The 15,594-nt window shown below is 47.5% G+C and carries 17 protein-coding genes; 4 read left to right on the forward strand and 13 right to left on the reverse strand.

The window, feature by feature from the left end:
• The 3 genes from ACJMLT_RS02510 to ACJMLT_RS02520 form a co-directional block, all read left to right on the forward strand.
• Positions 1 to 313: hypothetical protein (locus ACJMLT_RS02510; protein ID WP_405726099.1), on the forward strand; the 313-nt coding region annotated here is incomplete at its 5' end.
• 83 nt (positions 314 to 396) lie between these two features.
• The gene (locus ACJMLT_RS02515) at positions 397 to 741 is read left to right on the forward strand and encodes a transposase (RefSeq protein WP_405726102.1); all 345 of its coding nucleotides are present in this window, start codon (positions 397 to 399) and stop codon (positions 739 to 741) included.
• Positions 693 to 1,586 carry an IS3 family transposase gene (locus ACJMLT_RS02520; protein ID WP_405726146.1) on the forward strand — a complete coding sequence of 298 codons (894 nt, stop codon included), beginning with the start codon at positions 693 to 695 and terminating at the stop codon, positions 1,584 to 1,586. The genes ACJMLT_RS02515 and ACJMLT_RS02520 overlap by 49 nt, the downstream gene beginning before the upstream one ends.
• Before the next feature lie 73 nt (positions 1,587 to 1,659).
• On the opposite strand, the gene ACJMLT_RS02525 is transcribed toward ACJMLT_RS02520, so the two are convergent.
• The 12 genes from ACJMLT_RS02525 to ACJMLT_RS02580 all read right to left on the reverse strand — a co-directional run bounded on the left by ACJMLT_RS02525 (position 1,660) and on the right by ACJMLT_RS02580 (position 13,697).
• Positions 1,660 to 1,842, reverse strand: coding sequence for a DUF896 domain-containing protein (locus ACJMLT_RS02525; protein ID WP_405726105.1), 183 nt, complete (start codon positions 1,840 to 1,842; stop codon positions 1,660 to 1,662).
• A gap of 4 nt (positions 1,843 to 1,846) precedes the next feature.
• Positions 1,847 to 1,987 carry a hypothetical protein gene (locus ACJMLT_RS02530; protein ID WP_405726108.1) on the reverse strand — a complete coding sequence of 47 codons (141 nt, stop codon included), beginning with the start codon at positions 1,985 to 1,987 and terminating at the stop codon, positions 1,847 to 1,849.
• A complete protein-coding gene (gene thiI, locus ACJMLT_RS02535; RefSeq protein ID WP_405726111.1) occupies positions 1,965 to 3,140 on the reverse strand; it encodes a tRNA uracil 4-sulfurtransferase ThiI in 1,176 nt (391 codons plus the stop codon). Before thiI ends, ACJMLT_RS02530 begins: the two co-directional genes overlap by 23 nt.
• A gap of 238 nt (positions 3,141 to 3,378) precedes the next feature.
• Entirely contained in the window at positions 3,379 to 4,527 is a 1,149-nt protein-coding gene (locus ACJMLT_RS02540) for a cysteine desulfurase family protein (protein ID WP_405726114.1), read from the reverse strand.
• A gap of 13 nt (positions 4,528 to 4,540) precedes the next feature.
• Complete coding sequence (locus ACJMLT_RS02545) at positions 4,541 to 5,266, reverse strand: 16S rRNA (uracil(1498)-N(3))-methyltransferase (RefSeq protein WP_405726117.1); 726 nt, start codon at positions 5,264 to 5,266, stop codon at positions 4,541 to 4,543.
• A gap of 161 nt (positions 5,267 to 5,427) precedes the next feature.
• Entirely contained in the window at positions 5,428 to 6,405 is a 978-nt protein-coding gene (prmA, locus tag ACJMLT_RS02550) for a 50S ribosomal protein L11 methyltransferase (RefSeq protein WP_405726120.1), read from the reverse strand.
• A 146-nt stretch (positions 6,406 to 6,551) separates the two neighbouring features.
• A complete protein-coding gene (locus ACJMLT_RS02555; protein WP_405726123.1) occupies positions 6,552 to 7,286 on the reverse strand; it encodes a nucleotidyltransferase family protein in 735 nt (244 codons plus the stop codon).
• A 24-nt stretch (positions 7,287 to 7,310) separates the two neighbouring features.
• Positions 7,311 to 8,285, reverse strand: a complete 975-nt coding sequence (locus ACJMLT_RS02560) for an RluA family pseudouridine synthase (protein WP_405726126.1) — start codon at positions 8,283 to 8,285, stop codon at positions 7,311 to 7,313.
• A gap of 20 nt (positions 8,286 to 8,305) precedes the next feature.
• Positions 8,306 to 9,409, reverse strand: coding sequence for a peptide chain release factor 2 (gene prfB / locus ACJMLT_RS02565; protein ID WP_405726129.1), 1,104 nt, complete (start codon positions 9,407 to 9,409; stop codon positions 8,306 to 8,308).
• A gap of 67 nt (positions 9,410 to 9,476) precedes the next feature.
• Positions 9,477 to 10,097, reverse strand: coding sequence for a C39 family peptidase (locus tag ACJMLT_RS02570; protein ID WP_405726132.1), 621 nt, complete (start codon positions 10,095 to 10,097; stop codon positions 9,477 to 9,479).
• Positions 10,098 to 10,256: 159 nt separating this feature from the next.
• The gene (gene secA, locus ACJMLT_RS02575; protein ID WP_405726135.1) at positions 10,257 to 12,848 is read right to left on the reverse strand and encodes a preprotein translocase subunit SecA; all 2,592 of its coding nucleotides are present in this window, start codon (positions 12,846 to 12,848) and stop codon (positions 10,257 to 10,259) included.
• A gap of 261 nt (positions 12,849 to 13,109) precedes the next feature.
• A complete protein-coding gene (locus tag ACJMLT_RS02580) occupies positions 13,110 to 13,697 on the reverse strand; it encodes a thymidine kinase (protein WP_405726138.1) in 588 nt (195 codons plus the stop codon).
• 176 nt (positions 13,698 to 13,873) lie between these two features.
• On the opposite strand from ACJMLT_RS02580, the gene ACJMLT_RS02585 reads away from it, so the two are divergent.
• Positions 13,874 to 15,250, forward strand: coding sequence for an MATE family efflux transporter (locus tag ACJMLT_RS02585; protein WP_405726141.1), 1,377 nt, complete (start codon positions 13,874 to 13,876; stop codon positions 15,248 to 15,250).
• Positions 15,251 to 15,316: 66 nt separating this feature from the next.
• On the opposite strand, the gene ACJMLT_RS02590 is transcribed toward ACJMLT_RS02585, so the two are convergent.
• On the reverse strand, positions 15,317 to 15,594 hold a 278-nt coding region (locus tag ACJMLT_RS02590; RefSeq protein ID WP_405726144.1), incomplete at its 5' end, for an HD domain-containing protein.

Consider the following 15,594-nt stretch of genomic DNA (forward strand, 5'->3'; position numbering starts at 1 on the left):
ATGCAGATGTTTCATTGCCCATGAAACAGGGGCAGAAAAGATCGCCCGTCAGGCTCACTATCTGGAGGGCATCAACAATGGCATCACATACCATTTTCAGCTGACGAAGCGCACCTATCATATGCTGAAAAAGGAAAAAACATTGAAACTGCAGATCCATACGGGTCTGTTCGGTGGTATTTATATCACCGAACTGGATAACCCCGATTTCTTCAAGCGCGTCCGCCGAATGGACAGAAAAGCGGCGAAGATCGGCATGGTTCTTGGATTGCTGGCTGCCATTGGCGGCGTGGCGGTGTTCTGGTTTCTGTAAATAAAAAAGCCTTAAACAGAAGATGAACTGAACCCCATTTGTTAGACAGTATGATATACTAATCTAACAAGTGGGGTGTTTTTATGCCAAAAGGAGTGCCAAACAAACGCTATACAGCAGAGTTTAAAAAAATGGTAATCGAAACTATGATTGAAGAAAAACTGGGATATAGTGAAACAGCACGAAAATTCGATGTATGTGATTACCATAGAATCCAGAACTGGGAACGCATTTATCTGGAAGAAGGACCAGATGCTTTTTCTATTGAACGGCGAGGAAGAAAAAGTACTGGACGTCCTCGAAAAATTCCAAAAGAGATTGAAGAAGATTTATTAGCTGAAGTACAACGGCTGCGTGCAGAAAACGAATACTTAAAAAAATTACATGCCTTAGTTCTGGAAGACGAGCGACGCCAGCGCAGAAAGTGATGGTGGTTCAAGAACTAAGGGGACATCATTCTTTATCACTTCTTCTTTTAATCGCTCATTTACCACGTGCAACATTCTATTATCACCTAAAAAAATTAAATCAGACAGATAAATATGAGGTTGCCAAAAGTGAAATTACTGCTATCTATCATGAAAATAAAGGTAGATATGGTTATCGTCGCATTACTGCTGAATTGCACAAGCGTAAAATTCATCTGAATCATAAGACAGTCCGGAAATTGATGAAAGAACTGGGCTTAGTTTGTCATGTCAGAATGAAAAAATATCGTTCTTACAAAGGTGAAATCGGCAGAATCGCACCGAATTTATTAAACAGAGAATTTGAAGCTGAAAAACCAAATGAAAAGTGGGTAACAGATGTGACGGAGTTCAACCTGTTTGGCGAAAAAATATATTTATCCCCGATTCTCGATTTACACAGCCGAGATCTGATCAGCTATACAATTTTTGAACGTCCTGTTTTAGAAATGGTAACGACGATGCTGAATCAAGCTTTTGAAAAGATCCCTGATAATACAAATCTGATCCTTCATTCAGATCAAGGATGGCATTATCAGCATAAACAGTACCAAAGAATGCTTCAACGGAAAGGGATTCGCCAGAGTATGAGTCGTAAGGGCAATTGTCTGGACAATGCCGTAATGGAAAACTTCTTTGGTTTACTGAAAACAGAGTTGTTTTATCTTCAGGAGTTTGAATCAATGAATCATTTCAAACAGGAGTTGATCGAATATCTGGATTATTATAATAATCGACGTATCAAAGCAAAGTTAAAGGGCTTGCCGCCTGCAATTCACAGACAACAAGCCCTATTAGCTGCTTGATCAATATAAAGTTAAAAATTGTCTAACTTTTTGGGTTCACTTCATAATTCGGGGGATTTCTTTTTTTATTCTTTTACTGTTCGTCAACGAATTCGATATTATCCAGCTGTGCGCGGAAGTTGGCTTTGAATTTTTCCAGCCATTCCTTACGCAGGACAGCCTGTTCTGCTTTTTCTTCTTCTGTCAGGCCTTCTGCTTTTGCTTTTCTCGCCAGCTCGTTGATTCTCTTTGTCAAGGGTGTCTGTTCTTCCATCATATTTCTATTCTCCTATCACGGTAAAAATTTCATCATTTTCCGCCTCGGGCAAAAACGTATCTTTTTCCTTCTGACAGCCGCTGCAGAGCAGCATACCCATCAGCAGGAAAAACAGCATCTTCTTACAGATCGATGATTTCCGCATTCGCTACCGCCTCTTCCAGCAGTCTGTCCAGTTCTGTCAGTTTATGTTCCGCTTTTTCAATATAGCCCAGACGAGGTTTTGTTACGGGATGTTTTGCCACGAATACAGTACAGCAGTCTTCGTAAGGACGGATGGAAATTTCGAATGTACCGATTTTTTCCGCACGTTCTACGATTTCAGATTTATCCATACCTGCCAGAGGACGCAGTACGGGCAGATCACAAACAGCATTGATGACCTGAATGCCCTGCATGGTCTGGCTGGCAACCTGACCCACGCTTTCGCCTGTTACCAGTGCCAGTGCGCCATCTTTGTTGGCGATCATTTCTGCCGCGCGCATGAAGCAGCGTTTCAGGTGGATGGTCAGTCTGTCATGGGCTGTGTTATCCAACAGATACAGCTGCAGTTCTGTAAAGGGAACGACATACAGTCTGAATTCGCCTGTGAAGTCTGCGATTCTTCTTGCCAGATCGATTACTTTTTCTTTTGCCCATTCGCTGGTATACGGAGGGCTGTGGAAATATACGCCTTCCACTTCCACACCGCGTTTTGCCATCATCCATGTAGCAACAGGGCTGTCGATGCCGCCGGACAGCAGGCTGACCGCTTTACCGTTGCTGCCGTAAGGCAGGCCACCGTGACAAGGGATTGTCTGGGAGTGCATATATACACTGTTTCTGATTTCGATGTGCAGTGTCACATCAGGGTTTTTCACGTCTACTTTCAGGTTAGGCATTCTGTCCAGTAGATATGCGCCTACTTCCATGCTCAGTTCCATGGAGTGCATTTCGAATTTTTTGTTCGCACGGCGTGTTTTTACTTTGAAAGTCAGTTCCTTATCGCCGTATGTGTCCTGCATGTGCTGCAGTGCTTCTTCGCAGATAGTTTCGAATTCCATATTATCCAGTCTGATGCCGGGGCAGATGGAATGCAGACCAAAGATGGTTTCCAGTTTGGGAATGGTCAGGTCATAGTCCAGTTCGCCGCCGCGGTCTTCCACGATCAGACGACCGGGATCGCGTACAACATAATAGTTGCCGATGGGATCCAGGTTTTTACGGATCGCAGAGATCAGACGGTTGATGAAGATATACTGGTTGTTGCCGCGCATGGCGATTTCGCCGTATTTTACAATCAATACCTTTTCAGCCATTGTTATTTACTCCTCTCCTTGAGGGTTTCACCCTCAAACTCCCACCAAGGGGATCATCCCCTTGGAACCCGATACGCAAAAGCATTCGCTTTTGCAGTGCCGCAGGCAAACAAAAGTTTTTGTCTCACTTTTTTCAAAAAGTGAGCAGGGTGCAGGGGCAGAGCCCCGCATTTGCCTTGCAAGCTGATTTTTGGAGGGTTTGGGAACCTTTTTACAAGGAAAAAAGGTTCTCAACACCTTATCTATTATATTTTCTAAAGAATGGCACTAACTCATTCAGTGCTTTCAGACATTCTTCCGCTTCTTCCACTGTATTATATCTGCAGAAGCTGAAACGTACCGCACCTTCGATTTCTTCAAAAGGCAGGCCCATGGCTGTCAGCACAGGGCTGCCGATCTTCTTTCTGCTGTCGCAGGCAGAACCGGCAGAAACTACGATGCCCTTGCTTTCCATGGCATGGAGCAGCACTTCACTTCTTAAGCCTTTGAAAGTCACATTCAGCACATAAGGGCTGGCTTCTTCCAGAGAATCCCCGTTCAGCTGGGTATCAGGCATGGCCAGAATACCGTCCAGCAGTACTTTTTTCACTTCACGGATATGTTCAATGCTATCCTTCATAACTTTGAAGGCTTCATCACAGGCTACGCCCAGAGCCGCTGCGCCGGGGGCATTTTCTGTACCGGGACGCTGCCCCTTCTGCTGACCGCCGCCCAGCATCAGGGGTTTCACCTTCAGGCCCTTACGCATATACAGCATGCCAACGCCTTTGGGGCCGTGGATTTTATGACCGCTCATGGTCAGCATGTCGATTTTCATTTTTTCTACGTCGATGGGGTATTTGCCGAAAGCCTGCACCGCATCCACATGGAACAGGCACTTAGGATTTTTTTCTTTGATCAGCTTACCGATAGCAGCCGCATCCTGAATGGTACCTGTTTCATTGTTTACCAGAATAATACTCACCAGAACCGTATCAGGTCGGATGGCATTGGCCAGTTCTTCCAGAGAGATATGGCCTTTTCTGTCTACGGAAAGCCATGTCACTTCACAGCCGTTTTCTTCCAGCTTTTTCATGGGATTCTTTACAGCAGGATGTTCGATCTGTGTGGTAATAAAATGCTGACCATCACGTCTGTAGCCTTCCGCTGTGCCGTAGATCGCCCAGTTATCGCCTTCTGTGCCGCCGCTGGTGAAGAAGATTTCTTCACTTTTCGCACGGATGCCGCGAGCAATGATTTCCGCCGCATTTCTGATTTCTTTTTCTACGCCCAGTCCCATGGCACTGACGGACGCAGGGTTGCCGTACTGTTCACAGAGCATCATGCTCATTTTTTCCGCTACGGAAGGCAATGCTCTTGTCGTAGCAGCGTTATCGAAATAAATCATGTTCGTTGCCTCCTTAATCTAACTCGTACAACAGGATAGCAGTCGTTGTCATACCAGCCGTTTCTGTTCTTAAAATACGTTTGCCCAATGTAATGGGTGTGATACCGTTTTCCCGGGCCAGTGCAATTTCCTCATCGGCAAAGCCGCCTTCGGGGCCAATGAAAACACCCACGCTTTCCCCTTTGAAGTTCTGCACGAACTGGCGGATGCCTGTTTCCTGTTCTCTTTCATAGGGAATGATGGCGCCATCCAGTTCCTTGGCTTCTGCCACAGCTTCTTTGAATTTCAGCACCTGCTGACCGATTTCGGGGATCTTGCCTCTGCCGCTCTGTTTTGCCGCAGCTTCCGCAATTTTCTGCCAGCGTTCCAGTTTTTTCGCTTCTTTTTTATCCAGTTTGACGATGGCGCGTTCTGTGGAGACTGCTACAATGCGGTCTACCCCCAGTTCCACGCATTTCTGGATGATCAGTTCCATTTTATCCGCCTTGGGCAGACCCTGATACAGGGTGATTTTTGTTTTGGGTTCTGTTTCGCAGACCTCCTTGGAGAGGATATCCAGAAGAACACCTCGTTCCAGAGATGCGATACGGCACTGATAATCCATGCCTTCGCCATCACAAAGGGTGATTTCTTCCCCTTCTCTTGCTCGCAGCACTGTTTTGATATGTTTTTCATCCTCCCCGAACAGCTGCACCTGTCCGCGGCTGATGTCATTTTTGTTAAAGAAAAATTTAGGCATTGTCTTTCTCCTTTTAAAACCGTGAGGCTCTGCCTCACACTCCGCAAGGGGGATAATCCCCCTTGACCCTTATTTGCAGGAAACTATACAGTTTCCTGCGGTATGGGGGTGCAGGGGAATCATTTCCCTGCTGGGAGTTTGAGGGCAACGCCCTCAAGAAATCACCCCATGAATCTGGATGCGATCGCCACCCAGCCGTTCTTTTCACGAATTGCTTCCACCTTGAAGTTGCCTGCTTCCAATGCTGCCAGAACGTCTTCCTTCCGTTCTGTGATGATGCCGCTGGAAAGGAAAATACCGCCGTCCTTAATATAATCGGGCACCTGTTTTGTCAGAGCGATGATGATATCCGCAACGATATTTGCTTCTACCATATCGTATTTTTTCCCGCTGTATTTCTGATGCAGTGTTTTGTCCTCCAGAATGTTACCGGCGCAGACATGGTATTTTTCTCTGGAAATCTCATTCATGTCGCTATTTTCATAGGCAATGTTGATGGCATTGGGGTCGATATCCACAGCATCCGCTTCTTTTGCTTCCAAGAGCAGAGATGCAATAGAAAGGATGCCGCTGCCGCAGCCGATATCCAGAACCATATCATCTTTTTTCACATAAGTTTCGATCAGCTCCATGCACAGCTGTGTGGTTTCATGGGTGCCTGTACCGAAAATATGACCGGGGTCGATCTTCAGCACCACTTTATCGGTAGGCTCTGTCAGTTCTTCCCAGGAAGGTTTGATCATGATCTTTTCGCCAACGGGGAAGGGCTTGAAATATTTCTTCCAGTTATTTGCCCAGTCTTCTTCCTGTACGTTTTTCATCGTCAGTTCCAGAGAACCCAGCTCCAGTTCCTTTTCGGATTCTTTCACTGCTGCCAGAGCAGATTTGATCTGTGCCAGCTGTTCTCTGCCATAAAGGTTATCTCTCACAAAGAAAGTGATGCCTGTCACCAGCTGTTCTTTTTCTTCTACCAGTTCATCGGCAACATAGTCCCAGTCTCTGTGGGGGTTTTCCAGAAACTCTGCAAAATCAGATTCATCGTGGATCATCAGCCCCGTCAGACCGCATTCATACAATACGCCTTCCACAGGTTCCAGCCCCATCTGACTGGTTGACACAAATACTTCGATCCATTCCATTTGGATATTCTCCTTTCAGATATAAACTTGCCCGTCAAATGTCTGAGCAAGTGCACAAACGCTTTTATGCATTTGCTCACCCGCTTGTCGGGACTTTCATAATAGGAAAAAAGCCGCTCTAAAAAAGAAATAAGAACGGCTTGATTTTATTTATCATACATCTCGCATACTTCACGGTAGCTGTCAGGTGTACCAATATCATAGCATTCCCCTTCAAAGGTATAGGCGTACACTTCTTTTCTCAGGTACAGCCATGCAGGGAAATTGCCGGGAGCATCGGGTTTGTTGCCTGCCGCCAGATATTCGGCAAACAGAGGCACTGTTTCCTTTTTGTAAAGATATGCGGCAAATACTGCTGTATTGGACTTGGGCTTTGCAGGTTTTTCCTCGATATCCAGCACCATGCCCTTTTCATCCAGCAGGGCAATGCCAAACTGGCTCAACTGGCTTTCATCTTCCCATACTTTTACGCAGACACAGTCACGGTCTTTTTCGCGGAAAAAGCGCACATAATCTGCCAGGGAATATGTAAAGAAATTGTCCCCTGCAATAACCATCAGATCGTCATCCACCTTTGCTTCTTCGATCACAAAGGCAATGTCGCCGATGGCGCCGCGTTTATTGGAATCGTCTGTGGTGCCGTCGTTCAGCACTGTAATGGGCACACGGCTTTTCGCTGTTTTCGCCCATGCTTCGAAATGGCTCGCAAATTTATCGTTGCTTACAACGAAAATCTCGTCCAGTTCTTCCACAGCATCCATTTTTTCTACAATATGATCTATGATCGGTTTCTTACCGATGGGGAGCAATGCCTTTGGCCTGTTCAGTGTCAAAGGATATAACCTTGTGGCATAACCTGCCGCCAGAATAATGGCTTTCATATACTCTCCTCCTTCAAATGTTACTTATTCCCCCTTGCCAAAGAGCCCGTCGCAGATCTCCTGCAATGTCTTGGGCAAAGGAGCTGTCATTTCCTTTCCGTACAGATAGCCCAGAGGCCCCTGTTTTTCTTTCCATTCCACCCGCAAAGCGTGTAAGAACTGATTGGAAAGGCCATATTCCCTACGGAATTTTTCGTTCGAATGTTCCGAACCATATTTTCTGTCGCCTACCACGGGATGTCCGATGGACTGCATATGGGCACGGATCTGGTGAGTCTTCCCTGTGATCAGATGAATCTCCAGCAGTGTGTACCCCTTCGCATGGGCAATGGGACGATATTTCGTCATCGTCTTCGCCCCCATTCCTTCCCTTTTGGAAATGCGAACCTGATTTTTGTCTCCGTCTTTTGTCAGATAGGCTGTGATCTCCCCGGCCTCGCGGATCTCGCCCGCCACCAGCGTCAGATAGTATTTATCCAGCTTGTGGGTACGAATGATCTCGTTTACCGCCTGTACCCCGCGAAGTGTTTTGCCTGCGATGACCAGACCGCTGGTGTTTCTGTCCAGTCGGTTGCAGAGAGCAGGGGTAAAGCTGCTTGCCGCATCGGGGGTATACTGCCCTTTCTGATAAAGATAATATAAGATCTGGTCGATCAGCGTGTCCTTATCACTGCTTTTTTCGGGATGGGTCAGAAGCCCTGCCGGTTTGGATACCACAAGGATATCGTCATCCTCATAAACAATGCCGAAATGGCGTTTCGCCTGGGTCACTTCCTTTTCTTCCATAAAGGACTGAATGGTTTCCTCCGCCAAGTAAAGCTGGAGGGTATCGCCTGCCACAAGCATTTCGTTACCCTCAGCTCTGCCGCCGTTCAGTTTAATGCGCTTTTTGCGTAGCATCTTATAAAGGAACCCTTTGGTCGCCTTGTTCATATATTTCAGCAGGAACTTATCCAGCCTTTGATTTTCCTCGTTTTTTGTGATCCTGATTTCCTTCAAAGTGATCCCCTCCGAAAAAATCAGCTATGGATCCAAGCCAGATATGCGCTGATGAAGTCATCGATATCGCCGTCCATGACTGCATCTACCTTACCTGTTTCCTGACCAGTACGGTGGTCTTTTACCATGGTGTAAGGCATGAATACGTAGGAACGGATCTGGCTGCCCCAGCCGATTTCCTTAGTTTCCCCACGGATCTCAGCCAGTTTCTGCATCTGTTCTTCCAGTTTCAGCGCCAGCAGTTTGGATTTCAGCATTTTAAATGCTTTGTCCTTGTTGGCAAACTGGCTTCTTTCTTCCTGACAGGCAACAACTACGCCTGTAGGGAAGTGGGTGATACGGATGGCAGAGGATGTTTTGTTGACATGCTGACCGCCGGCACCGCTGGCTCTGTATGTGTCGATACGGATGTCGTCGGGTTTGATTTCGATTTCTGTGTCATCTTCGATTTCGGGCATAACGTCGCAGGAAGAGAAGGATGTCTGTCTTCTGCCGGCACTGTCGAAAGGAGATACACGCACCAGACGGTGGATCCCTTTTTCAGATTTCATATAGCCGTATGCATTTTCCCCGTTTACCTGGAATGTTACGGATTTCAGACCTGCTTCATCGCCGTCCAGCATATCCAGCAGTTCCACTTCGAATCCTTCCTTCTGTGCCCATCTGGTATACATACGATAGAGCATGTTTGTCCAGTCGCAGGCTTCTGTACCGCCTGTGCCGGCATGCAGTGTGATGATGGCATTGTTTCTGTCGTATTCGCCGTCCAGCAGTGTTGCAATACGCAGCTGTTCGAATTCCGCCAGGAATGTGTCATTCATTTCTTTTACTTCTTCATATACGCTTTCATCCTGTTCTTCGATACCCATTTCGATCAGTGTCAGAATGTCTTCGTATGTGGTCACAAGGTTTTCGAATTTGCCAACCTTGTTTTTCAGACCTTTCAGCTGCTGCAGTGTTTTCTGGCTCTTTTCCAGGTCATTCCAGAAATCGGGGTCAGCGGAAAGTTCTTCTAATTCTGTGATCTTTTCTTTTGCACCGGCAACGTCAAGGGATCCTCCCATTTCTTCTAATTTTTCGTCGTAACCGGAAAGGCCCAGACGGATCTGTTCTAATTCAAACATCAAAAATCATCTCCTTTATAAGTGGAATCATGAGTTTTTATCGTTAATATCTTTTCTGTATCACTTTTTATTTATCCTCAGCGGAAAAAGGCTCCGCAGAAAATCTGATAAAGTTCCCGCCGAAGGATGCCAGAAAATCTTCCATGGGCACCCACCATTCGGGCTTGTTTTTTTCACAAAAAGCGGAAGGATGGTGTACCAGAAAGGCTGTCAGTTCTCCGTCCACCGTTTCGTAGCCGAAACAGGGCACAAGGTGACCGCCCTTTCCGTAAATACCGCCTCCGTAAGGGTTGGGCTGTCCGCCCAGAAAAAAGGGAGCAACGGAAATGATGCAGGGATGCCCCTCATCCAACTCCCTTTTCAGTTCCTCAGCTGTTTTCCTCCGCAGGGCTTCGCCATAAATGCCGTATTCCTCAGCCATATGCGCCAGCCCCCAGTGGATCCAACCAACACCCGGTTTATAAGCACCTGCCGCGATTCCTTTTTCGATCATGGGCCAGTGGCGTTCTGTCTGTTTGCCGAACCCATCCAGCACCATTCTCAATGAGGCAATGCCGCAGCTGCGGAACGTCCAGTGGTCTGCTGTTTCAATATCGGGAAACTGTTCCGCCTCCCAATTCTCCGCAGTCATCTGCTGGGTATAAAAAGGGAAATCCATGGGCAGCCGGAACCGCTTTCTTTCTCCCAATCTTATCACTTCTTTCTGCTTTCATATCTGAAAGCCGATGGCTTTACAGCCATCGCTGACGTTCGTAGGGCTTCGCCCTACTCATGTCATCAGGTTGCCAAATGCCTGTGCAGCTGCGTAAGCAAGCTTCCGCCTGCCAGTCGCTTGGCAACACTTTCATTACACGTTTCTGCCGCAGCACTGTTTATATTTCTTTCCGCTGCCACAGGGACAGGCATCATTTCTGCCCACTTTTTCTTCAGAACGTGTCTTGGGCTGTTTCACCAGAGATTCATCTTTGTTTGTGAACATCTGCTTGGGTTCTTCCCTCTTCACTTCTGTCTGGATGCGTACACGATACAGGATCTTCAGTGTGTCTTCCTGAATGTGTTCGCTCATTTCATCAAACATATCGTAAGATGCAAATTTATATTCTGTCAGAGGGTCTCTCTGGGCATAAGCATGGAGGCCGATCCCCTGTCTCATTCTGTCCATATCATCGATATGATCCATCCATTTCTGGTCGATCACACGCAGCATAACCACTCTTTCCAGTTCACGCATGCGTTCTTCGCCTTCGGGCTGACCCTGAGAAATTTCCTTTTCTTTCATTTCGTACATCTGAACAGCCAGCTTTTTCAGGCTTTCTGCCAGTTTTTCCTTTGTCATCTGCTGCATGGCATCATCCTTGATGTTGATCTTGCCAACAGGGATCACAGCAGACAGTGTTTCGCTGAATGCGTTCATATCCCATTCTTCAGGCAACTGATCTTCGCCCATGTGGGCATCCACTGCTCTGTCCACGATGGCATGGATCATGGAAATAATGGAATCGCGCAGGTTTTCGCCATACAGTACGCGTTTTCTTTCGCCATAGATGATCTCTCTCTGTTCGTTCATGACCTGATCATATTCCAGCAGCTGTTTACGGATGGCAAAGTTGTTGCCTTCTACCTTCTTCTGGGCACCTTCGATGGCCTTTGTCAGCATGCCTGCTTCGATGGGATCATCTTCTGTCATACCCATGGCATCTACGACCTTCATGGTCTTTTCGGAACCGAACAGACGCATCAGATCATCTTCCAGAGAGATGTAGAAACGGGATTCACCGGGGTCACCCTGACGGCCGGAACGACCGCGCAGCTGGTTATCGATACGTCTGGATTCGTGACGTTCTGTACCGATGATCTTCAGACCGCCCAGTTCGGGAACGCCTTCCCCCAGTTTGATATCTGTACCACGGCCGGCCATATTTGTCGCAATAGTAACCGCACCCTTCTGGCCTGCCAGTGCAACGATCTCTGCTTCCTGTGCATGATATTTCGCATTCAAAACCTGATGCTTCACGCCTTCCATTTTCAGCATTTTGCTCAGGACTTCAGATTTTTCAATGGTTACAGTACCAACCAGTACAGGCTGGCCTTTTTCATGAGCCGCTACGATATCACGCACCACTGCACGGAATTTGCCTGCTTCTGTGCGGTAAACCACGTCTTCCAGGTCTTTTCTCTGTACAGGCAGGTTTGTGGGGATCTCGATAACGTCCATGCCGTAAATATTACGGAATTCGTCTTCTTCTGTTTTTGCAGTACCGGTCATACCGCTTTTCTTTGCATATTTGTTGAAGTAGTTCTGGAATGTGATGGTAGCCAGTGTCTGGCTTTCTCTGCGCACCTGTACGTTTTCCTTGGCTTCGATGGCCTGATGCAGACCGTCGGAATATCTTCTGCCGGGCATCATACGACCTGTGAATTCGTCAACGATAACGATTTCGCCTTCATTTACCACATAGTCCTTATCCAGATGCATGTTGTAGTTTGCTTTCAGGGCGTTGTTAATGTGGTGCTGCAGTTCCAGGTTTTCGGGGTCGGAAAGGTTATCCACGTTAAAGAATTTTTCCGCCTTTGCCACACCTTCCTGTGTCAGCACAACGGATTTCGCCTTTTCATCCAGAACGAAGTCACCTTCTTCCTGAATTTCTTCTTTCATCAGCGCATTCATGGCTTCTGCTTCATTCAGGATACGGCCTTTTTTCAGTTTTTTAACAAACAGGTCGGCTACACGGTACATTTCTGTAGACTTGGAGCCGCTGCCGGAAATGATCAGTGGTGTTCTGGCTTCATCGATCAGAACAGAGTCAACTTCGTCGATGATGGCATAGTGCAGATCTCTCTGTACCATCTGTTCTTTTCTGGTCACCATGTTGTCACGCAGGTAATCAAAACCGAATTCGTTGTTTGTACCGTAAGTGATATCACAGTTATATGCTGCACGGCGTTCGTTGTTATCCATGCTGTTCAGGATGCAGCCAACAGTCAGACCAAGGAATCTGTAAACCTGACCCATCTGTTCCGCGTCACGCTGTGCCAGATAGTCATTGACTGTAACAACGTGTACACCCTTGCCTTCCAGCGCGTTCAGGTAAGCAGGCAGCGTTGCCACCAGCGTTTTACCTTCACCTGTTTTCATTTCCGCGATTCTGCCCTGGTGCATGATGATACCGCCCATCAGCTGTACGGGGAAATGTTTCATATTCAGCACATGGGCGCGGGAAGATGCTTCTCTCACCACTGCATATGCTTCAGGCAGGATATCATCCAGTGTTTCGCCATTTGCCAGACGATCCTTGAATTCCTGTGTTTTTGCTCTCAGCTCTTCGTCGGAAAGTGTTTCCAACTGGGGGCCCAGTGCTTCGATTTTTGCTACGATAGGTTTGATTTTTTTGATTTCTTTTTCACTGTAGTTTCCAAAGATTTTTTCTAAAAAACCCATTTGGTTCACCTCATTTTTCTCATAAGTATTTAATGTGCTCAAAGCATACCGTCAGATATGCCCTCACGATATGTTTTGGGCACACTTTTACATTATTATAGTATAGCAGAAGAATACCCCCGTACACAAGGGAAACTTGCGTATTTCGGGGGTTTGTTCGTAAAGTTTAAGAAAATTGTAACATAAAAATCGTATTTTCCATAAAAACCCTGTCTTTCAGACGGAAGAGCCGTCTTTTTGTTCCTGTTTTTATGGATATTTTTATTCTGCTTCCTCTTTTCTCTGTGCCTTTTTCCAGCATTTATAGCACATGGGACGATAGCTTTCGTTGCCGCCCAGCATGATCTGTGCCCCTTCCGTCACCACATTGCCTTCGCCGTCGATCCGGGCATTGACCATGGCCTTGCCGCCGCAGGTGCAGACCGTTTTCAGTTCGGAAACGGAATCTGCCAGTTCAAACAGCCTTGCACTGCCGGGGAACATCTTTGTGCGGAAATCCGTTCTGAGGCCAAAGCAGAACACGGGCACATTATAATTGTCCACGATATCCCGCAGCTGTTCGATCTGTTCCGGCGTCAGGAACTGGGCTTCGTCGGCAATGATGACATCGTTGAACTCCTTTTCCCTGTCTCTGAAAATCTCGAAAAGATTCATTTCCTCCGTGATCACATCGGCCGGCTGTTCCAGCCCGATGCGGGAACGTACGATATCCTTGCCATAACGGGTGTCTGCCGCAGGTTTGATCAGCCACACACGCATGCCCTGTTCTTCGTAGTTAAATTTTGTAATAAGCGCCTGGGCGGATTTGGAACTGCCCATCACACCATATCTGAAATACAGTTTTGCCATTTTCCGTCCTCCTGTCTGATATCATTTTCTGCCACTATCTTAGCATAAATATGAGCTCTTGGCGAGGGGAACGCTCAGTTAAATTTGTGCGTTCTTCACATTTCCTTTCTCAGAAAAAGGAGTATACTGACAGTAAGAATGACCTTTTTCGACTTTCTGCAAGGAGATGAACCGTTTTGATCACTGACCTGACCCGGGGCGATACCAAAAAAATGCTCTGGCTCTTTTCCATTCCTATGCTGCTGAGTGTGGCTTTTCAGCAGATGTACCATATTGCAGACAGCATCATTGCCGGCAAATGTATCGGGGAACACGCTCTGGCTGCCGTCGGTGCATCCCACCCCATCACCATGATCTTCATGTCTGTGGCAGTAGGCAGCAATATCGGCTGTGCCGTGGTGGTATCCAAACTATTCGGCGGAAAGGAATACGGCAGACTGAAAACCGCCGTCTGCACCATTTTTCTCACTTGTGCCGCAGTCAGCATCGGCATGACCCTTCTGGGGCTAATGACAGGAAATGCCATGCTTTCCGCCATCCACACCCCTGCCGATGTGTTTCAGGATGCCTCTGTCTATCTGAAAATCTACATTCTGGGCTATCTGTTTTCGTTTTTATATAACATCTGCAACGGCGTTTTCACCTCTCTGGGGGACAGCCGTACGCCCCTGTATTTTCTGATCGGCTCCTCCGTCGGCAATATCCTTCTCGACCTCTTTTTTGTGATCGGTCTGAAACTCGGGGTATCCGGCGTGGCATGGGCCACTTTTCTGGCACAGGGCTGTGCCTCCATACTAGCACTCCTGACCATGATCCACCGCCTGAAACAGCTGCAGACCACAGAGCCCTACGAAAAATTTTCCTTCCCCATGCTGAAACAGGTGACCATTGTCGCCGTTCCCAGTATTCTGCAGCAATGCTTCGTTTCCGTGGGGAATCTGTTCGTGCAGTCCGCTGTCAACAGCTATGGTTCTGCTGTTGTGGCCGGCTTTTCCGCCTGCCAGAAACTGAATGTATTCTGTGTCACCTGCATGACCACTCTTTCCAACGGCCTATCCTCCTTCACCGCCCAGAACCTTGGGGCGAAAAAGCCGGAACGGGTCACGGAAGGATTTCGAGCAGGGGCATTGCTGGGGGTCATCGTCTGCGTGCCCTTCTTCCTGCTCTATTTCTTCTGCGGCGAGGGCGCCATGGGGCTGTTTATGGAAGAAAGCAGCAAGGCCGCCATTCAGACCGGCATGGATTTTCTGCGGATCGTCACACCTTTTTATTTCGTTGTGATTTTCAAGGTCATGTGCGACGGGGTACTGCGGGGTGCCTCTGCCATGCTGCAGTTCATGACCGGCACCTTTGCCGATCTGTTCCTCCGTGTTGCCTTCGCCTTTCTCTTCTCCAAAGGGCTTGGCTTCGGCCCTATGGGCATCTGGATGGCATGGCCCATCGGCTGGACGCTGTCCACACTGATTTCTTATTCTTTCTATCGCAGGAAACCATGGCTTTCCGCGAGGGACGCTGTCTCTCCCCCGTCCTGCAAGGAGCATGATGCTCCTTGATCCGCTTTTGCAGAAACATCATCCAATAAACACAATCAAAAAAGAGGCTGCAAAGCCTCTTTTCGTTTATTCATCTCGGATATTTCCTTTTCGAACATTCTCCTCAATCAGATCCTTTGTATACCTGCCGATCACTTCCGACCCCAGCTGATTTCTGGCATGGCGTTTCATCACCTGGGTTTTCGTCACCTGATGGGCTTTCCAGTCGCCGCCGTCATTGGCATGATTCAGCATCAGGGGCTGCAGATTATCCATAGTTCGGGCAAATTTCGCCTCTGCTGTTTCCCCCGCTTCAAATTCTTCGAATAACCCCCGCAGTTCCTCTTTCTGGTCATCAGGGAGCA

The sequence above is a fragment of the Anaerotignum sp. genome, assembly GCF_045122575.1.
Classification (GTDB): domain Bacteria; phylum Bacillota; class Clostridia; order Lachnospirales; family Anaerotignaceae; genus Anaerotignum_A.